At 42.4% G+C, this 24,329-nt stretch carries 17 protein-coding genes; 3 read left to right on the forward strand and 14 right to left on the reverse strand.

The features are described from left to right. The first annotated feature begins 47 nt into the window (after positions 1-47). Positions 48-776 (forward strand): MlaE family ABC transporter permease, encoded by a 729-nt coding sequence (locus LVD17_RS27490; protein WP_233763531.1) that lies wholly within the window; start codon positions 48-50, stop codon positions 774-776. A gap of 1 nt (position 777) precedes the next feature. Next, the gene (locus LVD17_RS27495; RefSeq protein ID WP_233763533.1) at positions 778-1,527 is read left to right on the forward strand and encodes an ABC transporter ATP-binding protein; all 750 of its coding nucleotides are present in this window, start codon (positions 778-780) and stop codon (positions 1,525-1,527) included. Between the two features lie 103 nt (positions 1,528-1,630). On the opposite strand, the gene LVD17_RS27500 is transcribed toward LVD17_RS27495, so the two are convergent. The 6 genes from LVD17_RS27500 to LVD17_RS27525 all read right to left on the reverse strand — a co-directional run bounded on the left by LVD17_RS27500 (position 1,631) and on the right by LVD17_RS27525 (position 11,483). Further along, a complete protein-coding gene (locus LVD17_RS27500) occupies positions 1,631-2,110 on the reverse strand; it encodes a DUF6265 family protein (protein WP_233763536.1) in 480 nt (159 codons plus the stop codon). Between the two features lie 10 nt (positions 2,111-2,120). After that, positions 2,121-2,678: a YciI family protein gene (locus tag LVD17_RS27505; RefSeq protein ID WP_233763538.1), complete on the reverse strand. Its 558-nt coding sequence runs from the start codon at positions 2,676-2,678 to the stop codon at positions 2,121-2,123. Beyond that, positions 2,675-3,220: an RNA polymerase sigma factor gene (locus tag LVD17_RS27510; RefSeq protein WP_233763540.1), complete on the reverse strand. Its 546-nt coding sequence runs from the start codon at positions 3,218-3,220 to the stop codon at positions 2,675-2,677. Before LVD17_RS27510 ends, LVD17_RS27505 begins: the two co-directional genes overlap by 4 nt. 97 nt (positions 3,221-3,317) lie before the next feature. Continuing rightward, a complete protein-coding gene (locus LVD17_RS27515; protein WP_233763542.1) occupies positions 3,318-6,692 on the reverse strand; it encodes a DUF8818 domain-containing protein in 3,375 nt (1,124 codons plus the stop codon). A 72-nt stretch (positions 6,693-6,764) separates the two neighbouring features. Beyond that, on the reverse strand, positions 6,765-10,445 hold the full coding sequence (locus LVD17_RS27520; RefSeq protein ID WP_233763544.1) for a sensor histidine kinase: 3,681 nt from the start codon (positions 10,443-10,445) through the stop codon (positions 6,765-6,767). Between the two features lie 207 nt (positions 10,446-10,652). After that, positions 10,653-11,483, reverse strand: a complete 831-nt coding sequence (locus LVD17_RS27525) for an AraC family transcriptional regulator (protein WP_233763546.1) — start codon at positions 11,481-11,483, stop codon at positions 10,653-10,655. 100 nt (positions 11,484-11,583) lie between these two features. Here LVD17_RS27525 and LVD17_RS27530 point away from each other — a divergent pair, with 100 nt between their 5' ends. Then, complete coding sequence (locus tag LVD17_RS27530) at positions 11,584-12,501, forward strand: ketopantoate reductase family protein (protein WP_233763548.1); 918 nt, start codon at positions 11,584-11,586, stop codon at positions 12,499-12,501. 14 nt (positions 12,502-12,515) lie between these two features. On the opposite strand, the gene LVD17_RS27535 is transcribed toward LVD17_RS27530, so the two are convergent. From LVD17_RS27535 to LVD17_RS27570, 8 genes are all read right to left on the reverse strand, one after another. Beyond that, the gene (locus LVD17_RS27535; protein ID WP_233763550.1) at positions 12,516-13,097 is read right to left on the reverse strand and encodes a uracil-DNA glycosylase family protein; all 582 of its coding nucleotides are present in this window, start codon (positions 13,095-13,097) and stop codon (positions 12,516-12,518) included. Positions 13,098-13,101: 4 nt separating this feature from the next. Then, positions 13,102-13,911 carry an SDR family NAD(P)-dependent oxidoreductase gene (locus tag LVD17_RS27540; protein ID WP_233763552.1) on the reverse strand — a complete coding sequence of 270 codons (810 nt, stop codon included), beginning with the start codon at positions 13,909-13,911 and terminating at the stop codon, positions 13,102-13,104. A gap of 97 nt (positions 13,912-14,008) precedes the next feature. After that, complete coding sequence (locus tag LVD17_RS27545; RefSeq protein ID WP_233763554.1) at positions 14,009-14,851, reverse strand: helix-turn-helix transcriptional regulator; 843 nt, start codon at positions 14,849-14,851, stop codon at positions 14,009-14,011. A 15-nt stretch (positions 14,852-14,866) separates the two neighbouring features. Then, positions 14,867-15,280: a hypothetical protein gene (locus LVD17_RS27550; protein ID WP_233763556.1), complete on the reverse strand. Its 414-nt coding sequence runs from the start codon at positions 15,278-15,280 to the stop codon at positions 14,867-14,869. A 139-nt stretch (positions 15,281-15,419) separates the two neighbouring features. Then, positions 15,420-16,130 carry a T9SS type A sorting domain-containing protein gene (locus LVD17_RS27555; RefSeq protein WP_233763558.1) on the reverse strand — a complete coding sequence of 237 codons (711 nt, stop codon included), beginning with the start codon at positions 16,128-16,130 and terminating at the stop codon, positions 15,420-15,422. A 22-nt stretch (positions 16,131-16,152) separates the two neighbouring features. Then, on the reverse strand, positions 16,153-18,360 hold the full coding sequence (locus LVD17_RS27560) for a ligand-binding sensor domain-containing protein (protein WP_233763560.1): 2,208 nt from the start codon (positions 18,358-18,360) through the stop codon (positions 16,153-16,155). Between the two features lie 35 nt (positions 18,361-18,395). Further along, positions 18,396-19,385 (reverse strand): PorP/SprF family type IX secretion system membrane protein, encoded by a 990-nt coding sequence (locus LVD17_RS27565; RefSeq protein WP_233763562.1) that lies wholly within the window; start codon positions 19,383-19,385, stop codon positions 18,396-18,398. Positions 19,386-19,397: 12 nt separating this feature from the next. Then, complete coding sequence (locus tag LVD17_RS27570) at positions 19,398-24,263, reverse strand: PKD domain-containing protein (protein WP_233763564.1); 4,866 nt, start codon at positions 24,261-24,263, stop codon at positions 19,398-19,400. Positions 24,264-24,329 lie beyond the last annotated feature (66 nt).

Raw genomic sequence — 24,329 nt, forward strand, 5'->3', positions numbered from 1 at the left:
AAAGGTAGAAATTTAAAGCCTGAACGCGATAATCTTTTAGAGAATTAATGGAAACCATAGGCAAGTATTTTATTTTTTTAGGATCTCTTTTCGTTAACCGGGAAAGTTTCAAAACCTACTTCAAGCTAACCATTGATGAATGCGTATCCATCGGAATTGGTTCCATTTTTCTGGTAGCACTAGTGGCCTTTTTTATAGGAGCAGTTACTACCATTCAAACGGCCTACAACCTGGTAAGTCCGCTGATCCCTAATTATGTAATATCACTCGTGGTAAGGGACATGACGATACTGGAACTGGCCCCGACCATTATAGCCGTGATCTATGCAGGAAAAGTGGGCTCAAGCATGGCCAGCGGGCTGGGTACCATGCGCATCTCGGAGCAAATTGATGCACTACAGGTAATGGGTATTAACTCTGCATCATACCTGGTACTGCCCAAAATACTGGGTTCTTTGCTAATGTACCCTATGCTGGTGATCATTGCAGGGCTGCTCTCTATTGTTGGGGGTTACCTGGCAGGATTACTTACCGGTGTCATTACACCAACGCAATATGTTTACGGTATCCGGTTTGATTTTAATGAATATACAGTGACGTTTGCACTGATCAAATCTTTTGTTTTTGCTTTTCTTGTAGCTTCCATATCCTCATTTAAAGGTTATTATACTACCGGGGGGGCACTGGAAGTGGGCCGTGCAAGTACTTCCGCAGTTACTCAAAGTGTAATTGCCATCCTGCTTGCCGATTATTTATTAGCCCAATTGCTTTTATAAAATGATACGAATAGAGAACATACATAAATCATTTGGAGACAAACAAATCCTGAGGGGTATCAGTGGCACGTTTGAGAAAGGTAAACCCAACCTGATCATCGGGTCCAGTGGTACTGGCAAAAGTGTACTTTTAAAATGTATCGTGGGCCTTATCCCGCCTGATGAAGGTCTGGTTTATTTCGATGACAAGGAGTTCACTCGTGCCAACCGTGATGTCAAAACCGAGGTCAGGCGTGAGATTGGTATGCTTTTTCAGGGAGGTGCCCTGTTTGATTCTAAAACTGTAGAGCAAAATGTAATGTTCCCTCTCGATGTACTTACTAAAATGCCAAAAGGCGAAAAAACGGACCGGGTAAATTTTTGCCTGGAACGTGTGGGACTGGCCGGACAAAATAACAAAATGCCATCGGAAATCAGTGGTGGAATGAAAAAGCGTGTAGGTATTGCGCGGGCTATTGTCAACAATTCCCACTACCTGTTTTGTGATGAGCCTAACTCAGGCCTGGACCCTCAAACTTCGATCCTTATCGATGATCTTATCCTGGAGATTACCGAAGAATATAACATCACCACCATTGTTGTAACACATGACATGAATTCGGTGCTGGGAATCGGCGAAAACATTATGTTTCTCTATAAGGGTAAAAAGCTTTGGGAAGGAAATAAAAACGACCTGATGAATACCGGCGTGAAGGAATTTGACGATTTCGTGTTTGCCAATAAGGTAATGCAGAAGTTGAAGCATATTTAAGGTTCAGCCCACACTGCCTTGAAAACGCGTAATCCTCATCAAATAACACTACAGGAAAGAAGGGCTCTGAAGGAAAAGAGTTTTTTAAGGTTATTGATAAAATTCATAGAGCCGATCGTTTGAAGTGAAACACTTCTGTTTCAATTTTTCCATTGCGGTTGAGCCGGAGCGACATTTCCATTTCGTCTTCTGATTTCTTCCATATTTCGAGACCCTTGAAGATGATTTTATCTTCGGTGACTTCTATTAAAGGGAATCGTACGAAATCTTCTTTATCTTCCCAGGCGGTCAGGTCCGGATTGAAGTGCTTTAGTTTCATACCTTCGGGGGTCAGGTGCATGAATTCATAAAAAGTAACTTTCCCGTCTTTAATATGACGATACATCCCCATCATGGTATTATCTGCTGCATGAGTCCATACTTCTTCTGACACACCACCAAAACCATCTCCCAGCCAGTATCCTTTAAGCCACTCCAGCTTTTCGATGGGTATGGAAGGTTTTTCGCCGGCTTCACCCGACTGTGCTATGCCGGGCTCCATGCAGAAGCACAGCAGAAAGGTAATTACAATTAACTGTTTCATTTTAATATGTTTATCTGATCATAAATTCTTTAACTTCTATACTCCCTCCATATTTAAGATGAGGACTATCCCTGGCTATTTTCATAGCCTGATCCAGCGAACCGGCGTTGATTACAAAATACCCGCCTACCCGACGTTTGCTATCGGTAGTAACCTGGCTGCCATCAGGCTCGAGAAACAGTGAAGATGGTTTCATTTCCTGCCCGTCTATGGTCACTCCCTGCTCCTGAATACCTGTCATCCATTTTGAATATTCCATAAACATTTCTTCAGGGTCCGACGGCGTAAAACGGTTATCTTCATAAAGTACCAGCATGTAGTTGAATTGTGATTGTGTTTCCATGGGTGAATATATTATTTTTCCTATTATGATTCCCGCAGCAAGCAGTGTTATGGAGGCTGCTATTTTCAACGTCCACCCTTTCCATACTGAGTTTGTGCTTATAAGCTTCTCCTTTTTCAGCGCGTTCACAACTCGGTCTTCCAATTGAATATCCGGCTGAACAGGCTGCTTTAAGGCCTCAAATGCCTCTTGCTCAGCAGGTGTTAGTTGTTCGTGGTTATTCATGACTGATATGGTTTAATGTGCTTTTCACTTAAATATGTGCGCACGGCTTTGCGCGCATAAAATAGCTGGCTTTTGCTGGTCCCTTCATTGACATCTAGCATCTGGCCTATTTCCTTGTGTGTATATCCTTCTATATCATGCAGGATGATCACTTGCTGGTAACCATCCGGCAAACGGCCTATGGCTTCTCTCAGATCATAGGAGGTAAATATTGTGGGCAGCACTACACTCTCTTTCGCTTTTAGGCTTTCTTCCAGATCACCCTGCTGTTTCATATGCCTTTTTTGATATGCTCTTACCACATTGATCAGAATACCGGTGAGCCAGGTCTGCAGTGACGAACGCCATTGAAAATCCTTCAGCTTCTTTACCCCTATGATCCACATTTCCTGTATCGCTTCTTCAGCCAGGTACTGATCTTGCCGGCACAGGTGGAGCGCCAGCCGAAAGAGGCCGGGTGTTTTCTGACGGTAGAGCTCTCTGAATGCCTCCTCACTCCTGTTTTTTAAAAACTGATCAGCAAGTTCTTTTTCCGAATGCATTTAATTATATCGATAGGTGATATAAGTTAGTGGTTTGAGGTGACCAAATGGTTGTATGAGGAAATAAAATAATTTATGGTCCCTTAAAAAGGTAGCTTTAAAACAGCGCGCTTACCTGCACACGACCAATATGTATAACATCTATATCTTCTGATTTACGGCCATCGTAGCTCAGGTTTAATTGCAGGCCGGAAGTTATTTTCCGTTGCCAGTTGATCCCCCAGGAGATATTCTTCCCCGGCCGTAGGGCATTAAGCAGGTCATAGCCAATCGGGCTATTCTCCTCACCCTGAAAGTCGATCTCCACATATCGCAGCCGGGCGTTAAAGGTGCTTTTAACAGCTTTATTTAGTTTAATGTCAAAAATATACTCGCTGAGATATGCCCTTTCTCCTGACTCTGAAGAATGGCTATTTTCTTTGCTTTCATATCCGTATTGAGCGGAGATGCGGATATTACCTTTGGGCTGCCAGGCTATTTCAGGGCTTATTTTCCTCGAATCTATCAGGTAGTTCCTGCCTTCCAGAAAATCTGAATTCACGGCTTTGGTGGCCGCAGATGTTTTGATATTTAAGCTGTAAACCCTTGAAAGGTTAACCCTGACTCCAAAGGTATATTCTTTAATATCTCTGGACTCAAATCCGCCTTGTAAAAGCTGTTTAAGGCCTGAGTTCAGATAACCAGCTTCAGCACCATATTTAGGGCTGGTGCGGTTATAGAATAATGTTGAACGCAGAATGTTTTTCTCGGACAGCAGGTCGTCTTCACCTGTACCTTTGGCAAATGCCAAAAGCCTTGTATCCAGGTCTCTATCCGTGGTTTTTACATCGGCCGACCATGAGGTGTTGTTGGAAAAGCTGCTTAAAAATTTCTTTAAGCCCTTTTCTTTTCTCCATGCCCTGGGCATTTCCAGTGTAACCCTACAGATGAACAGGTTTTGAAATGCCGTTACGAATTCATTGGTAGGGATGAATATTTTTGCATAGTTCCGTTCATCGGGATTGATTGCTTCGAAAAACTCATTAAGATCCTGCACGCCATCTTCATTCAGGTCTCGCCAGGTGTGTGTACCTTCACCCGGGGGTACTTTGATATATACAAATTCGCGTTTGGGCTCCCTGCTATTTGATATGGTATAGGTAAGGTCCGACCTGATGTGCCTGTCGAGCCAGGTACTTTGCCAGTCAAGCCGGCCGGATACGGTTTCTTCATTTTCATCCAGCAGCAGGTTTTCCAGATTTCTATAGGTAAACAGCACATTAATTTTATGTTTGCCAAGGTCTTTTCCTGCGGTAAGCTGGCTAGTGTTCGAATTTGAATACTCTGCCATTACTCCCTCCAGTGGCTTTTTGTCTTCCCGGATGCTGTGCCTGAGCTCAAAATCAACAGGTGCCTCCTTCCCGTTTCTGATATAAAAGGCGTGTTCTTCAAAATACATGGCTGACCTCACAACGGAATCAGAAAGTTGAGCCTCTACCCTGTTTTTATCTATCTGACGCACATAGCCGGGCACTACCCACTTTGATCTGTAAGATATATCCGCTGAATACCTTGTCCAGGTTTCAGCAATCGAATCCTGCTCGGTATCCAGTCTGAATAAAGATGTCTTTATAAAAAATTTTCCCACATTTTTATCAAACCCGGCCCGATGTTGAAAACCATCAACCTGTCCGGGACGGTTCCGGTAGCTGACATCATAAGACGCTCCGTTATCAGTATTCTTTCTGAGAGATACACCTGCATTAACTATCCGGTCATCTGCCCTCCGCCTGTCCGTGCCAGGGTCGTAGCCCCAATCTCTGTCGTATTCAATGTACCTGAATCTGTCAATGGGATTGAAATGCTTTTCATCAAACTCAAAGTCACCATATAAGGTCCATTTGTAATCAGGCAAAAAACCGGCAGGCCTTCCCTCAGAAATAACGCCCGATTTGATCGCGAACCCCTTATCATCATTACTGTCGAGCTCAGAAAAGAGGTTCACATCCTGATCGGAGAAGGCTATTTCAGAAAATACCCGCTCAAATTTGTTGATCTTATATTCTCCACCAATATTGATAAGTTGCTTTTTGTTGGGAGCAGGTATTTTTATTACGGGTTCATATTGCCCCTGAGGTATACCATTGATAGGAGATACCCATTCAAACACCCTTCCGTTGGCAGTGGTTTGTGCCTGCATGTAGTTGCCATTCCCTATACCAACATTAGAAAAAGTGACTTTATACATGGCCTTCTCCGGATCGGTACTGTACCGGTATACCTCCCTGGTAACTCCGTCAAGGTCGGTAGTATCCGCTTTCTCATACAGGATAAGCTCATTGCTGTATTCCACACTATCTGCAGAGGATATCACAGCCCGCTCAAGTTCATCGCCAACGGTACTGAGCAACAATTTATCTTCATTTGACAGATCCAGTAACAAAGGCCGGTTGCGGTTATCTTTTTCGCTATAAGCGTTTACAAAAAGGCTCAGCCTGCCCATCTCCTGATAGTGGCTTGCTGCTGATATGGTACGACTGTAATTCTGGTCGGAATATTCGTAATCTATCCTGATCCTCGAAAACTGGGTGATCAACACCTGGTTGGTAAAGGTGATCTCACCACTGTTATAATCAATAACGTAGTCGTTGTTAAACCCACGCTCCAATTGTTTGCCATCGAGAAATACCCGCTCGGAATTGGCCAGTATAATGACAAAGCTCTCGTTATTGGGGCCAGGTATCCTGTATGGACCGAGTACGCCTTCCAGTGCAGGCACCAATACGGACGCAAACCGCCCCTTAGCTACGGAGATGCCTAGTGATGTAGTGGCCTGCATGCTGTCTGTAAGGTTATAATTCACTTCTGCCAGCCCGCCCTGCGCGTTTTTATAATATTTCATAAAATATGATGGCTTACTTTTCAGCACCACATCGCCGCCTGTTACAGAGAAGTTGTCATTATAAACCTGGATAAAAACATTATCAAAATCCTGCAACTGCTGAGTATTCCCCTCAGGCTGGAAGGGCACATTCTGATCTGTAATGGCAGCCCTGATGTTCAGGTCATCGGTCAGCTTTCCTTCCAGGTTCAGGTTAAGTGTTGAATTGACAAACACATCCTGATTATTACCAAAGGAGATACCCCGGCTAATGCTCCCGCTTTTATTTAATCCTTCAATGGCAAACAGCTCTTCTCTTTTCAGCAGCTGGTCTTCTTCCCGGACCGGGTCTTTGAAATAAGCGCCGGAATCGTATACTTCAAGGCTTCTATGATAATATTGCCGGTGAAAACTAAACGGAAAAACCTGATAGCATACCAGAACTGAGTCTACGGGCAATTGTGTATTGATGGTTATTTCGCCACGACTCATATTGTGCTCAACCGAAAATGCACTGCTATCGGAATGCTGTATTTTGAGCGTATTGGGAATAAGGGAAAGGCTATCTAACTGTAAGGGGGCGCCAAAATGTTTGACCCATTTGCATTTCATTCCGGTTTCCTGGCTTAAGGCAGGTAAACTAATGCAACAAAGGGTAACCAATATGATAATTGGCCTCAACACCTAGCTAACAGTTGGCAATTCGATAAAAAACGAGGTACCTTTTTCCAGCTCGGTCTCAAACCAGATTTTTCCGCCGGCATGTTCCACACCATGTTTGGCGATTGCCAGACCAATGCCTGACCCGGTCTCTTTCGTGCTGAAGTTGGGTATAAATATTTTACTGTAAATTGACTCATCAATGCCCGGGCCGTTGTCTTTTATTTCCAATAACAATTTCATCGTCTTCATTTCACTCAATATTACCTCGATAGTCAGTACCTCCCCTTCCTTAGCTTGTATGGCATTGATAATAATATTGGAGATGATGCGCCCCATCAGTTGTTCATCACCTATTGTGTACACCGGGTAATCCGGCATATTCAGGCGAATGGTAACGTTCTCCGTACTTCGATGAAGGTTAATTGTATTCTTAAGCACTGCGCTAAATTCGTACGGTTCATGTTCCGGGATAGGCATTTTCGCAAAAGAGCTAAATGAAGATGCTATGTCATTAAGTGTATCCACTTGCTGTAATAAACTATTGATCGGCTTTTCCAGTTCATCATCATCATGTTTGCCCTTCAGCCTCCTGCTCAGATGCTGCAGTGTGAGCTTCATGGGTGTAAGTGGGTTTTTTATCTCATGAGCCACTTGCTGGGCAATTTCCCTCCATGCGGATTCTTTCTCGCTTCTGGCCAGTGCCTTCTTACTTTCTTCAAGCTTTACCAACATCCGGTTGTACTCTCCCACCATGAGGCCTATTTCATCGTCGGCGTGCCATACCAGGGGCTCATTGAAAGCCGTGAGGGTGGTTTTTTTTAGTTTCTGAGTAATGAAAACCAGTGGGAAAGTCAACCATTTTGCTGCCAGGTATGAAATCATCAAAAACACTATAAAGATAATGGTGAATATATTGATCACATTGGTTAGCACCTCAATCTGATTTTGTTCAAGGGCATATTCAGACTGAAAGAAAGGGATGCTCACCATGCCTATCAACTCACCTGTATCGAAGGATTTTACACCATAAAAGGTGGTGTTGTACTGGAGCTTACCCACAGACTCACGGGTTACGTAGGCATTATGCCCCTGCTCCTTTATTTTGGCGTAGGCTACAGGGTTTACAAACCTGGAAAGCAGGTTATTCTCATAGATCATTGGCTGACTGGAAGCCAGCAGTTTACCTCTGATACTAAATAAATTGACATCAACACCTGCAAATTTGGAAACTTCGGACAGCTGATTCGGCAGATCTTCCCGGTCAACATCAACACTCCGCATGAACTGGTCGAGATCATCACCTATATTGTTGCTTATGCTCTCTGCCTTACGGTAATACTCTTCATTAACTTCCTTTTTAAAAGAGGAGTTGATAAGGCTAAGGGTAGTAATACTTACAGCAAACAATGGCAGAAAAAACGCTACATTAAGATATAGTTGTATTTTGGCTGAGTAGTTGAGGCTGGTATTCTGAAAATTGAAATAAAATGCATAGCCTCCAGCCATCAGCAGTATAATAAATACCTGGATGAGAAAGAGAAAAGAGAAATTTGAAACCAGATCAGAGTATGGATGGTTATTGGAGCTGATCACTACAATTCTTCCTTTTTGGTCTTTCACAGCCAAATGCCGGTAACCTGCCGCTTTGATACCGCCTCCAAAAAGCTGAGGAATAGTAAGGTACTCTTTATTAAAGTCTACAATGTAGTTATAGTCACCTGAATGGTAGTTAATATCGCCATCAATGAAGACGGCGTAGCTGTAATTTGAATTCTGATATGGAAACAGGAACCTGTTGTCAACAAGCAGTTCAGGGTAGACATTGTCAGGAATTATCCGCTTAAGGTTCAGGTCAAGTATCACATAGCCCACGAGTATGCCACGCTTTTTAACTTCTATAAAGTCCAGGTATCGTTTAGACGCTTTCAGTCCAAGTCTGTTGATGAAGTAAATACCATCGTATGGCGTTTTATACTCTTCTACATTAAACTTCTTGATCTCACTGGGCATCAGGCTGCCTGAGCTACTTTCGAAGGGCTGCCCATTGGCATTGTACAGGTAGATTTGTACATCATATTTATCAAAGTAGTTACTAAGATATACCTGCCTGATCTTTGACCTTACAATATCCTTGGAAAGAAAAGGGCTTGACATCCGGCTTTGGATAAACACGTCTTCTCTGATCTTATCATTGGCCTCGGAAAGCAGGAATTCGGCCAGGTTATCATTCTCTATTAAAAACTGGTTGGCAAATTTAAGCTTGCGATCGTGTTCTCGCTCATGTTCGAATTCATATATGGCAATGGTACCAATTAATGAAGATGCAAGTATGCCTGAAAAGAGGTAGAGAAAGGTATTATATCTTAACCTCGAGATATATTTGGGCAGCCTGGTAATGATAAGAATAGCAAAGAATAACGTTGCCACGATCACCGCAGGCAGAAATTGCTGGCCAATTAGCCAGTTAACCACTCCAAAGGCCAGCATTCCGGCAAAAACGTTATATATAGCAAACCGTTTGCCCTTGCTTATGACCTGCAATAGCCTGAAAAGGACGTGAAATAGCAAAAATGCAATAGCGGTATTGGTGATAAATATCACAAACCCCATCACCCTGTTTCCGTCAAATCGTATAGTCTGGTTGATGTCGTATGTGATCTGCGAATTGTGATAGATAGTTTGAAATATGAGATATTGGTAATGAAAGGTCAGAAACAGCAGACCGCCCAGTACAATTGCGGTTATTCGCCTGACTATTTCCGGTGCCTGAAGAATATATCTTACAAAAAGCGAACGATGATAATGCCTGAATAAGAGTACAGATACTACCAAAAGACAGCTAATATTCAGAAAAAGGTCTCCGAATGAAGGGTTGAATGAGGATGATGCAAAATGCCTTGAATCAAAAAGCGAAGTTTGTACCAGTGCGTCTGGAAAATTAAAAATAAGCATCAGTAACCTTATCGTCAGTAGTGAGCCTCCGACAAACAGTAAGCTGTATTCTATGTTTCCTTTGGCCATTCTACGGGCTCTGCTTATCACAAAAACAAGCAGAAGTATACCTCCAAAGCAATACAGCACCAATGTAGCCATGTTCACTGCCAGGTTCTTTTGTACATGACCTTCGTGAAATTCAACTTTAAATAAACACTCGGTGCCATTAATGCATACTTCGCTTCCTTCCTTGTGCTTTAAATCATAAATGGTCAGGTCCTGAGCTGGAAAGATGCTCCTGTTGTATCCCGACTGCACATAGTTGTTGTCTATCTTATAGTCATTGTGCAACGGAATGATCCCAAATACTTCAAAGTCGCTGTTGTTAATAGCCCACCTTCTGGACAGGAAATCTTTTCTCAGGGTTCTTATCAGTTTCAATGTATAATCACCTTTCAGGTATCGGTAGTCGGGTACAAAACGGTAATCTGACCAGTAAACCATCCGCCCGTTTTTGAAAATATAGAAGGCATAGGGAGTGGGCTGAACATCCGAAAATTCAATATTTTCGTCCCGTTCCAGTATCTCGAGTATTGGCACCACCTGTTTTTGCAGGCTGGTGATCTCTGAGGCAAGATTATTTTGGATTTCACGTACGTTGGCCTCCTCCGGCTGTTGTCTGTTTACAAATCCAATGGAAAGTATAACAGCTGCTAACAGGAGTACCAGCGATATACCTAACAGATAATATGGTTTTGACTTTAGCAACTTTAAAATAATAAAAAATACTTGATCCAACCTGCTTTTCCCCGGCTCTAACAGCTGCCTAAAAATAAGCTAAATATCTAACATGAATGAAAGCAAATACCAATCGCAAACAATTTAGTGCTTTTTTAAAATTAAACCGGGCTTCCTGCAAATGAAGGGGTAATGCTCAAATTTTGTACCATGCCCTGATTTGTTGAGCAACTTCTTTTATCTCTTTAATGACCTCCTATATTCCGATGGTGTTTTACCTGTATGCCGGTGTATAAACCGGTTGAAATGGCTACTGTCGGCAAACCCCAACTCACCTCCTATTTCAGAAAAAGTCCGGTCACTCTGCTGAAGCCTTTCCGTGATTATGTGCATTTTACTTACATCCACATACTCTCGCAACGAGATGTTAAGATGCTTTTTAACGTACTCTCCGATATAATTAACTGAAACGTTAAATCGATCGGCTATTATCTTTTTCTTTAGCTTGTGGGGGTTTGCAATATTTGCCCGGATATAGCTCAAAATGTTATCTATTTTAAGATCTTCAGTATTTTTTCCAAATGAATTTTCATCAACTGTCGCATACCTTAGGATCAGCTGTAAAATGGAATACATCAGGTATCGGATCAATTCGCTATGCCGCTTTTTGTGCTGGGCTGCTTCCCGAATAATTTTAAGCACCAAAGATTCCATGAATAATTTATCGGCACTCCCAAGTGTCAGGCTTCCTTTTGTTCGGTTATGATAATGAAAAAGTTTCTCCAGTTCGCCGGCCTCATTTGTATTACTAAAGAAACCTGGCAAAAACCGAAGACAATGAAAACGTGTGGGTTCCGAGGTTTTAAATGAGTGTACATCCCCTGGTGTCAAAAAATAGATATCATGGCTTTTAAAATGATGGTGATTGGCATTTAAAACGTGAGTACCCATGCCGAACTCAATAAAAAGTAATTCAAAGAAATTATGCCTGTGCCTTTCTTTCTGCCAGGAAAACTCATCTACGGAGTAAACCTCAAAATCCTGGTATATAAAGAATGTTCTGTCCACTTCAAAACCTTTGTTTACACAAAAGTAACCTATATTTATACAACAACTCAAAATTTCATAGAAGTTTACTTTGCCTATACCATTAAATAGAACTGAGCATATGAAAAAGATAGCAATAGCCGGGATCGGCGGAATAGGAGGCTTTATAGGCGTGTCATTGGCCAAAAACTATCACAAGAGTAAACAGGAGGAGATCATATTCATCTGTAGGAATGAAACAAAGGAAGCCATCGTACAAAACGGACTGACTCTGGAATCCGCGGCTGGCACGCTGACTGTACTACCTCACCGGGTAGCCGATGCCCCGGAAGAAATAGGAATACTGGATGTACTGATTCTTGCCTGTAAGTCTTATTCACTCGAAAGTATAATCAAAGCTTATGAAAGCTGTATTGGTGATGATACCGTAGTTATAACATTACAAAATGTGGTCAATGGTAAAGAACTCATCCGGCAGTATTTGAATAAAGGCAGAATCATCGAAGGTTGTATTTATGTGGCCTCAAACGTAAAAAATCCGGGATACATTCAACATGTTGGCGGACCGGGCAAGATATTTATCGGGGGCGAATCCCACAATGATTACCGGTGGCTTATGGATTTACTGGTCAAGGGAGGTCTTGATATTACCTTTGAGGAAAACATTAAGGGCGTATTATGGAAGAAGTATCTTTTTGTAGCTCCGGTGGCTGCTATTACTACTGCATATAACATTTCTTTCGGAGAGCTATCTGCCAACAGGCATCTCATGGATGTGCTAAAGAATATGATGGTGGAGATACAGCTTTTGGCTGAGAAAGAGGGCATACTGTTGTCTGACGATGACGTTTCAACCTCTTACCATATGCTTTCCAAATTCCCATATAGTGCCAAATCTTCATTGCAACTGGATGTCGAAAGTGGAAAGGCGTCTGAAAAAAAGTTTCTCGTTGACTATGTAATGGAACAGAGCGCCCGGCATGCCCTTGTCACCCCGTTTTACAATGAAGTAAATGAGAGGATCCTAAGCCTGGCTTAAAGTATCATTATTACTTATGCTGAACTACCGACAATAGATTCAACAACATTTTTTAGTTGAGGGAGGAGCTCCCTTTCAAACCAGGGGTTCTTTTTGATCCAGATGTTATTTCTTGGAGAAGGATGTGGCAAGACAAATGTACCGGGCAGGTAAGCCCGGAAGTTTTTAACCGTTTCAGTGAGTGTTGACAGTTGTCGGTTTTGCAGGTAATAGTTTTGAGCATAAGCACCAATCAACAGGGTAAGCTCTATCCTTTTCAGCTCTTGAAACAGTTTACTATGCCACGCCGTTGCACATTCCTTTCTCGGTGGCAGATCACCCGATTTGCCTTTGCCCGGGTAGCAAAAGCCCATAGGTATCAGTGCCACTATCTCAGGGTTGTAAAATTCTGGCTTGCTCAACCCCAGCCACTCGCGCAGGCGGTCGCCGCTTTTATCGTCCCAGGGGATACCCGTCCGGTGTACCACACTGCCCGGAGCCTGACCTATTATAGCTATCCGGCTATTTTTATGAGCAGCCAATACCGGATTTACCCCATGCTCCAGGTGAGGCAGGCAAATAGTACAACTGCGTATTTCTGCCAATAGCTTATCCATTCATCTAAGTTACTTTTAATTTGATACCATTCCCCTCTGCGAGCATTTTAGCAAACATTTTTCTTGACAATGAAGAGGGCACAATGGCATCCATGAGGCGGTACATAAAGCCTGGTATAATACTGGGGCGGTTCTTCTCCAGTGCATGCAAGGCCTCTCTGACACATTGCTCGACAGAGAGCAGTTTCATTGGCATTTTCTCAGCACTGAACCCCAGGTGTGCTACCACCGGTGTATCAGTGGGTGAAGGCACAAGCACGGTTACATGAACGCCATATCTTTTCAGTTCCGTATGCAGGCCAAGCCCAAAACTTCGAATATAGGCTCTCGTTCCGGCATCATTGGCCATGAATGGCAAACCGTCCGCAGCCCCCATAGCCGAGACCAGCACTATGCCCCCTCTTCTTTTATCTGCCAGCCGGTTTCCAAAATGGTGGGCTATTTTCAAATGCGCCACCACACTGGTTTGTACCATTTTCAGCAAGTTATCAGGCTGTAAACGGATGAACTCCCCCGGAGCACCGGTTCCCGCATTGGATATTACAAGTCCAATATCCAGGGGATCCGTTATGCTACGTATTTTGTCAAAAGCTTTCTCATTTGACATATCAGCCTCAACTGTGCGATACCGAATACCGTATTTGTGTTCAAGTTCCTTTCCCAGTTCTTCAAGTAATTTCTTTCTTCTGGCAACAAGTACGACATTAATACCTCCTGACGCAAGTTGACGGGCAAATTCACGTCCAATGCCGGACGAGGCTCCTGTAATAAGTGCCCATGGGCCGAACTGGTGTATATTAAAGGTCTTTTTCATGATAGTTATCTATTAGTTCCTATCACAAATTTGACAGATATCTGACTTTCCGGTTTGTATGAAAAGTCCATTTATTTGAAATTTTGGCCCAGGCAGACTAGGTTATTATTTTTTGCCTGTACAATGATGGTGCACACCCATAAGCAGCTTTAAAAGAGTTGGAAAAATGGGCAACATCAATAAAACCTGTCTGATAGGCTATTTCACTTATAGTCAAATGGCTCAAGGCAAGTAATTCTTTTGCCTTATGTAACCGTTTCTTTTTTATATAGCTGGCGGGTGTATCGTTCAATAGCTTCTTAAACTGGCGCTTAAAAGTGGATACACTCAGATGACAAAGCGCTGCCATATCTTCTATGGAAATACCAGAGTAGATGTGGGCCTCAACAACTTGCCTGATGTCAATCTGCACTGAAGTGAACAATTGACCAAAGAGGTCGGCAACAGAACCCGCATTTTTGGTTTGGATGAGTAAGAGTACCAGTTCTTTTACTTTGAGAGAGAGGAGTTCATCATTTACTACAGACGGGTGCTCAAAATAGAAATTGAGACTCTTAATATACTCCCTGATCATGGCAGCCTCATTGATCTTGCTGATAAAGCTTGCTTTTTCCTGCCTCGCGGTAAATGAGGGAATGTCTCCTTTATATATCTCTTTTAATACAGTACGTGGTAAATGCACCACAAGAATGTCATATTGATTTTTAGTGGCTAGTTCTTGCAAATCAGCGAAATAATTACCACACTTCAGCAAAACAGACTCCCCTGAGCTTGCGGCTACCTGCTCATATGGCGAATTTACCTTTGTAGTCCCTTCTTCAAAGTAAATAAAGCAGGCTTCATCAGGGAAATTCACTGACAACCTGAAAGGGGCCTTTACGGTAATCTTTTCAATTAACCGTTTTGAGCCAAAATCAAATGCCTGATGATGGAGTACCATATAACCTATCTGAAGTTAGTCAAACGGTAGCAGATCCGGCTCCAGGAACTCCGCTTTGGCCTTAGGTGAATTAAAAATATCAATCCTGTAATGAGCGTTCATCAGTGCTTTAAAGTTTGACTTCAACTGAGGAAACTCATTGATAAAATCATGAAAGCTATGAGACACTGACTTTAACATGAAGTGATATACTGCTTTGGTAGCCGCTATGGTTAATGTCTTATTGTATTTATCCCGCGCTCCTACATAGGCCACAAAGGCTTCCAACTGCTCTTGTATTCTTACAATGGCGTTCTCTATACCATACTGCCTGATGTGTACCCATGCCAGCCTCAAATGGGCTTCATGATTAAAGATGGCAGGATCAACCTGGCAACTGGCGAACTGACGGGAAAATTCAGCATCAGATAGGTCTATGTGATTTTTCATGGCTTTGGTGTCTAGGTTATTGTAGAACGATGTGTTTTACGGCAGGGTTTCGGTAAATGTTATTCCTGGTCAACTTTAAAATAAAAAACCAATCTCACCAGTTCAGGTAAGATTGGCCTTTAACCACCAAATTGTTCGGTTACTTTTTGAGAAGCTTATGAATAGCCAGCCTTCTACTGTGTTGATTCAAGATTTCCAGAATATAAACGCCCTTTGGTAAAGTCCCGATTTGAATATCAAAAGCAGATCTGCCTTTGGGAACAGGCTGTTTATCCATTTCCTTTCCGTTTATATTCAATATTCTGTATTGTACATGCTCTTCTTTCAGAGCATCAGACAGCAGCCTTATAGTTATAATATTATCAGAAGGGTTAGGGTATACTGCAAGAGTATTCTCCTGCGTTTGTTTCTTTATTCCCGTGACTTTTTCGCTTCCGGGTACAGGTTTGAGTTTATTATAAAAGTAAACAGTATCCAATCGGGCCGAGGTATCGGCATATTCAAGGGTATAATTTCTAAAAATCAGATTTTCTTCACTAAGCTCTACCAGATGGTATTGCCTGCCATCAATTTTAAGACTGTCGCCATTATTATTAATAGACCATTCTCCATCCTTTTGTTTTTCTCCCTTGATTGTGGTATAAACGCCGTTTGAAGTAAAAGAGAACTTTATACCATTAAAATCAAATATATTCTCCGAGGAATTTTTATTATAGAAATCAGAGGTCTCTTCAAGAAAAGTAACCTGATATTGATGGATTTCCCATTCTTTATCAAAAAGGTCATCCTGACCATGGGCTGCTACTACGGCAAGCAGATATATTAAAGTTATGGTAAGTATATATTTCATTGCTGTTTTCATTTAGTTGTTATTAGTTCTCCAGATCCTCAAATGCCTTTTTCAATCGAAAATCCACATTCTTAAACAAAATGAGCCCGCCAACAGTATTACCTTTAGCATTGTTTTCCCCGGCTGTATTGTCTCCACAGAATTGTGTCCCTTCTCCTACTGTCACCACCTTTACGGCACCACATTCTTCAATTACCTGCCTGGTTATTTTACCGGGATACAGCATATGTCCTTCAGCCGTATAATTGACCAAAGTATACGTTTGATCATTCGGGTATATGTACACCGGGTCATATAAATAAGATTTTAATCCACCCTGGATATCGCAATTCAAGCCTAAATTAAGCATTGAGTTATTGACGATTTGAAATATATTTCTGGAAATGATAAAGTTCGGCGAATTATATAACTGGTATACGTTATCACATGCAATTACTTTTCCTGAGTTGACCTCTTTTTGCAGGTTATAGAGGTGAGCTCTGTTTACATTATTCTCAGTCAAACTATCTTCGATTGATCCGAAAAAATTGATAAAAGAAAAAGGAGCTCCATTGCTTTCAAGTTCTTCTTTCAGCTCAGGTCTCGATACTACATCTCTTATGTACTGAATTTCCCCGGTTTCCGGGTTACTGTTATTTCCAGGTTCCCAGGCATTTACATTATCCTGTAGATCCAGAAGGTCAGCAGGAGTAGCTTCATCAAGAAAGGGTTTTGTAAGACCATCCAGAGGGAAGTCAAATGGGTTAACCACAGTTAAATTGACATTGGCCTTCATCATGGCATAAATATTCTCAGCATTGCACAGGTGTCCGTTGGGGCCATCCTGCCGACAAATTTCTGTTTCAACTTTATATATATGGTAGCTTTTGTCATTTTTAACATTTGGATCACTTAGAATGCTTTCGATTGCATTCATATCAGCATTATTACAGGAAGTGTAATCCGAATCCTGCGGTAGTTCTGCCTCATACCTTCCTATTATGGTTCTCATAATTCCATTATCAGTGGCGATCCACTGAATACTGTCGTTTTCAGAATAACCTCCCATAATGTTATCGGAAATCATATCGCTATGCATAGTCGTGCTGTAAAAGGTATAGGACGATGAGTGCTGTACCGGCCCTCTGCCATTATATACAATGAGCCCTTTATTAGTACCTATAAATACATTGCCATGCTTGTTACCCCAAATACCATTATCATTAACGCGTGCCCCTGAAGGTATAATACAGGGAATATCATCAATACTAATGTAGCTCCAAACTCCGTTTTTCATTACACTAAAACCTTTTCCGGCAAAACTGCTGCTTACCCATTTATGGCCTTTGGGAGAGAGGTATATACTATTAAACACTCCACCGACAGGCATACCTATAGTTGCAAAATGAACCTCTCCAAGGTAGTTACCATCCAGATCGTACTTTAATATTCTCGCTGGAAAGTTTGTTACCTCATCATCCGCCACATAGGGAAAATGGCTCACCCACACCTCTGATGAATCACTTCCAATAGCGCTGAATGATCTGGATTGAGGGGTTTTATCAATGGGTGGATTACAGGTATAAGCCGGGTATGGCAGTTCGGGAGCAGCATTGCTATTTTGAATATCGTTGTAAGTGCCCCGGGCATTAAAATAGGTATCTCCGGCCTTTTTATACGAAAAGGTACCGGGTGTCACTATATAACTCCCTCCCGGACCCGTCACCAACAGGTCATGATAACGATGGGCTACCCATACGGTGTTATTAATATCTACGGTAATGGATTTAGCATTTGCAGTACCTATACCATCGCGCTGTAAGTACGTAAAACATTTAGCATCCCTGTCAGGAGAGTAATGTTGTGTAGCTAAACTACTGATATCCACGCGCTCCACACCGCCCTGTGATGCCCTGGCACCGCCAAGTCCTGAGTGACCAATCCAGAGATTGCCTTCACGGTCAGCAGCCATGGTTTGAACAGAAAAATTCTTCACCTCAAAGTTACCGTCTGCAATGGCTTTAAGGTCGAAGGCTGATGCATCAGAATTTGCTTGCTGGTCAAGCAGAAACACTCCGGCTTTGTCCGTTCCTGCCCATACGTTGTTATTGGCATCAACAGTTATGGCGGTAAAAGCCTGTCCCTGGTTAAAGGATTTAAACCCTTCAAGGACCGGCTCATCGGACTGAGCGTATATTTCCCCAGCCAACAGGATACATACAAGCTCAAATAGTAGTAATCGTTTTATCATAGTTGTTTAGTTAGTTTTAGTTTTAGTTTTTTCTGTCACCAGAAATTATCCGGGCATAAAACCCCTTGTTTATGTTGAATCTTATAGCTGAGTACTATCTCATGACTGCCGTTGGAGAACACGTTGATGTTGCTTAAGGTATAATCATACGAATAGCCCAATTCGAGTGCATGGCCGTTGTTTTTGAACAGGGTCATGCCGAAAAGCATAGCTACGGCATCTTTATGCCTGTAAGATGCTCCCAGCCACATCAGATCCTTCCTGAACACCTTTAAATTGATATCAGCCGACGGAGAGGTGCCACTTCCCGCATATTTCACCAGTACAGAAGGAACCATATAGTAATCATACCCCTGCCTGCCGGCGTATCCGAGTGGGATGTTGTATCCATGAATAAAATGAAAGTGATAGGTGAGGTTGTCTTTTTCATCATTACTATCTGTTATAAAATTGAGTTCATTAAAAAAAAGGTGGTTAGACGAAAGCCCCAGAAAAAAGTGATCACCATGCAGCCATACTCCCGCACTTGCATCCGGCACTGTTTTGGAGTCATAACTAAGTACCTCGTCGTCCTGACCGAAGTTTAACTTAGACTGGTCTATGGAAATGTTTAACACTCCTGCAAAAAGTCCCATGGCCAGGCGTAGTTTAGGTGTAAGTGGTAAATTGTACCCATAGGAAGCCAAAGCAGAGAGCCTCCTCAGCGGACCGGCTTCATCCTGATAGATCAGCGCGCCTACACTATGAAACGGGACAATTTTTTTAGTAGGGTCAGGCTTTGATTTAATCCTTAGTGGTGTATGACCAGTGAAGTAATATGATGCAGGGGCTCCATCAAAACCCTGCCACTGACTTCGGTACCCTAATTTTAAATCCAGTGCGTCGGACGTACCTCCCACTGCAGGGTTCAGTACGTACGGATTTATCATATACTGGCTAAAGTGAAATTGCTGCTGCGCAAAAAGCTCAGCAATTCCAAACACAAATAATCCGATCTGTACTATTATTATAGTTATACTCTTCATGCTATCCACTCCTTATTTCACGACCATTACCCAACCTTCCGTCTGATAATCGGTATTATCTTCACTTCCCTGAAAGTCAGCCACATAATAATATGTACCAAAAGGCACTTTAGCCCCTCTGTAGGTGCCATCCCACGGAGTTTGATACCCATGATCACCTTCATATATCAGGCTGCCATACCTGTCAAATACTTTTACTGATGTATTGGGATATTTGGCCAGTCCATCAATTACCCATGTATCGTTTATCCCGTCATTGTTAGGGGAAAATATGTTCGGGATATCAACAGGTTTGAAATTCTCTACGATGATTGAAGCACTGGATTCGCAACCTATTCCTTCAGGCCCGGTAAATACGGTAACCTCATAGTTAAACACCTCTTCTTCATTTACTGCCTGGTGGAATGGCCGTGCCACCAAGCTATCAGGATTAAGAGAAAGAAAAGATCCTCCAGCTGTCTGCTGTCTCAGCATTCCGTCCGGATACCAGACTATATTGCTGATATCCTCAGGGTACTTAAGGTAGATTTCCAATGGAAGCTCGACCATATTCTCATCATGGTAAGTGATACCAAGGGAAGAACTGGTAAATGAAAGTTGGGCTTTCTCGTAAATTTTTACGCCTACAGAATCCCAGGAGTCCTGACAAAAAGGGCTATGGCTCCTTAAAAAGTACCATCCACTCGCAGATGGTTCACTGATATCAACCTGCTCCTTTTCCCCCGGCAGCGGATTATTTCTATTTTCAAAATACCATTCAAAACCTGGCTCATTTCCTCCAAAATTTTGCCTTTTCAGTGTTATGGGGCCATCATCAATGCAGATACTATCGGCATCAGCTACAATGCTGGCCTTCACATAATCATGCACGATCACAGTCACCTTTGCCCGGGCTGTTTCGGTGCCATCCATACTGCTTATTTTTGCGAAATATGGCTTATTATGGGTGAGGGGTACGCTTTTAGGGGTCGCTACGATCTGGATAAATTCCTGGTCTTCATACCAGGACACACTGGCCTGAACCGAGCCTACAACCGTGTTATCCAGCAAGGTAAGGTCAAACTGTTGGTATGTTGCAGGTAAGCCAGGTATATCAGCACATTGAGTAATGATTTTATCCGTTGGATCAAGTGAACACGGCAATACCTGAACCAGATCTGTTTTGTCACATTCTTTTTGTATTACTCTCAGTTTATAAGTGCCCGGCACATTCACTATGGGGTCTGATACAGTATGATCGGGAATAAATACGGCACCCGCCGGTCCGGACCACTCGTAACGAGTATCTGCCGTGGTGGTAGCACCATATAGCTGAGCATCTTCATCAATACAATCAATTTTCTGATCGGCGCCGGCCTCTGCATCCGGGATAATGCCTGAGCTTGTTACTTCCACACTATCCTGTTGACCACAACTACTGTTCTTGGCACGTAAAGAATAAAAACCAGGAGTGTTCACCTGTATTTCCATCGAGTATATGTCTGGCTGAAAATCAGCGGTGGCAGGCCCCTCCCAGTAATATTTTCCGGGCAGGTTCAGGGCTGTTGACCCTTTAAGGGTGGTATGTGTATCTCCGCATTCAATATTTGCGGGCAAGCCGTTATCCAACTTATCAACATATACGGTATCCAAAACCTGAAGAGTAATCTGGCAGTTTTCCGGACTCAGAAGAATAACATTTGGCAGGTATTTGCCAGGGGCCTGGTATTGGTGTACTACTGAATCCTGATTGACGAGTCCGTCGGTTGGGGATAAATCACCAAAGTCCCAATAGAAATCCTTGATGTTGTTGCCATCAATTTTTATCGAATAGTCATTGCCGAGGCAGAAGTAATCGCCAAATGTTTTTAGCTCTCCAACAGGTCCTTTTATTTTCACCTGTTTTACAGTATCATCAGTGCAACCATCCAAACCTGTTACGGACAATTTCACATCATAAAGTCCTGCCTTTTCATAAAAATGACTTACTTCAATTTGATTTGTTGAAGAGTATTCATTGTCCCCAAAATCCCATTCGAAACTCTTGCTATATGTCGAAGTGCTGACAAAAGGAAGTGAAAAGGTACCAACACACTTGGAGGTATCCGAGCCAATGTCAAAGTCAGCCACCGGCCTAACCAGTTTTACAAAATCCTCTCTTACCAGAGAGTCAACACAGCCACCATTATCAACTACCTTAAGTTTGACAGAATATTTACCATCCGACGGAAAAGTATGATTACCGTAATATCCGTTGCTCGTAATACCATCCCCATACTCCCAGGTATATTGATTATTACTTGATACCTGTGCCTTAGAACTGTTGTAGAAAAAGACATTGAATTTCTCACACCTCAGTGTATCTTTAGACCAGAAATCAGCCTTTGGAGCATAGGATTGCACCTTTTTTTCTTCACTATCCTTACACCCTACAGCGTCCTCAATTTCAAGTCTGATGGTATAATCTTTATAGAAAGTGTTATGTGTGTAGTTATGCAGAAAGGTAGTATCCCCTGCCGGAGTGAGCACCGGGGAGCCATCTCCCAACTCCCACATACGGCTTATGATCGGCGTTATGCCATTAGCTACTGAAGTATCTGAAAGCGCTACTATAAAATCATCTCCACAAAACTTGTTCTTATCAAGCTCAAACCCAGCCTCTGGGCCTTTAACCGCCACAGGTACCGGATACTCTAATGAGTCAAGACAGGAAAACACATCTTCGATGATAAGTTTTGTGTAAAAAACACCATTGTCTTTATAGATATGACTGACATCACCACTATGATAGGTGAGATTATCGTTATAATAAGTTTCATTATCAATTTCCAGCCGCCCGGTACTATCACCAAAGTCCCAGGTATAAGTCTTTATAAGGGTTGAGTCTATTCCCAATGTTTTGAAATTGACTTCCACATTCTTGCATATATCGGTGTTATCTATAGAATAATCAGCCCTTTCATCAACAATCAATACACCTGTTTTATATTCAACTATCGGTGCACCCGTTACGTTTTCCTGCACTCTGGCTGTAACTATCCATTCCTTCTTACCTAGGTTATCAGGAAAGGTATAGGTAATAGGGTTCTGGTTTGTAACCATGAGCGTACCCTCAAAATCCCAGGAAATAACCGTCGAATTAGGAATGGTATTTTCAAAGGTGAATGTATATCTGTCCGAGCAACCCGGCGCTCTTATAAAATCAAGCGGGCCTCCGCCCCCACCACCACCGGCTCCACCTCCGGTACCAAAACACACGTCACTAACAGAGACAGCTTTTTCATCAGAGACAGCCACACATCCCTGCTGTGTAAGTATAGACACCTTAATGGTATGGCTGCCGGAAGCCGTAAACGTATGGGTAAAGTCCGGAAGGTTACTGGTATGGACTGTACCATCGCTGAATATGTATGAGTATTGAACAATGGGATCATTAGCTACAGGTTTGGCCTTGATCTTAACAGCTAACGGTCTGCACCCTTCCTGAGGAGAATAATCAAAATCAACGGAAGGTTTTTTATTTCTGACATAGTGATAAAGCTTGGTATCGCTGCAATTGTCAGCATTTATTGCTTTCAACCTAATGGTAAAAGTACCATAAGTATTAAAGCTATGCGTAACCGGAGCAGTGCTGGCTGTAGTTAATACAGGGGTGCCATCTCCAAAATTCCATTCATAGTTGGCGGCACCGGTGCTTAAGTTATTAAACGTAACAATATGTGGCACCTGACACCCGTCCGGAAGGTCAAGACTAAAGTCAGCGTCAGGAGAAGGCAGTACGGTAATACTCCTGATCACTTCTTTGCTCTCACATAAGGAATAAGAATTTTTTGAAATGTAGGAAACGTTCCATACGCCAGGAATATTAAATACATGGTATGACGAAGTACCTGATGCAGTAGTATTTGTATCTTCAAAATACCATCGTCCTGAATTACTTAATCCGGTTGGATCAGCAAGTGCTCCAATGTTAAGCCCTTGCCCCACACATACCTGAGCTGGGAGGTTAAAATCCGCCTGTGGCTCTCCAATGTAAACGTTTTGCGAACCACTGCTTGTTTTGGATGCGGAGCACGTTCCCGGAGAGTTTATTGCCGTGAGTTTAATTTTAAATACACCTGAGCTGGTGTATTCATGGGATACTATATTATTATTATCAATTGCAGGGGTGCTGCCATCGCCAAAGTCCCATAAATAGTTAAAAGCCCCATTCAGCGGAGAAAGGTTCTCTATATTAACCATATGAGGTGTACTACAGCTATAGTTATCAAAAACTAAAAAGGCTGGTGTCACCTTATTGTAAACTTTAATGAGTTTGTTCTTTGGTTTCGAGTTGGTACACCCGAAACTATTTGTCACAATAAGTGTTGGCGTATACTCTCCACTGGCAGAGTAGCCATGTGTAGGAGATGAGGAAGATGTGAATTCATCTTTTGTACCATCATTGTAGTTCCACTCCCACTTTGTGATTACCCCATCCCCGGCACCACTTAAGTCTGTAAAAGTAACGTCAAGTGGAGGACACCCCTCGACTACATCTGTACTAAAATCCACCACCGGTTTATTATAAACCCTGATATCCACCGATTTAGAGCTTACCCCTCCAGGGCCAGAAACCGTCAGTGTGGCTACGTATGTGCCTGGTGAAAGGAAGTTCTTCATGGTATTCATACCGGAACCTGTACCTAAAGAAGTACCGGTATCCTTATCATTAAAGCCCCATATATAATCAGTTATGCTGCCGGTAGATGTACCTGCATTAAATTGAACGGTTCTGCTTCCACAGGAGTCACCCGGGGTCACATAGGTAAAGTCCGCGGTCAGCTGCGAATACCCCGAAATAAATGAAAACAACAAGCCAATTAGTGCAATCCACTTGTAATCAACTTTGATTAGCATGTATATTTTATAAATAAAAAAATTAGATTATTAAAATATCAAATAAACAGATCAGCAACTATTAAT

The sequence above is a fragment of the Fulvivirga ulvae genome (assembly GCF_021389975.1).
Taxonomy (GTDB): Bacteria; Bacteroidota; Bacteroidia; order Cytophagales; family Cyclobacteriaceae; genus Fulvivirga; species Fulvivirga ulvae.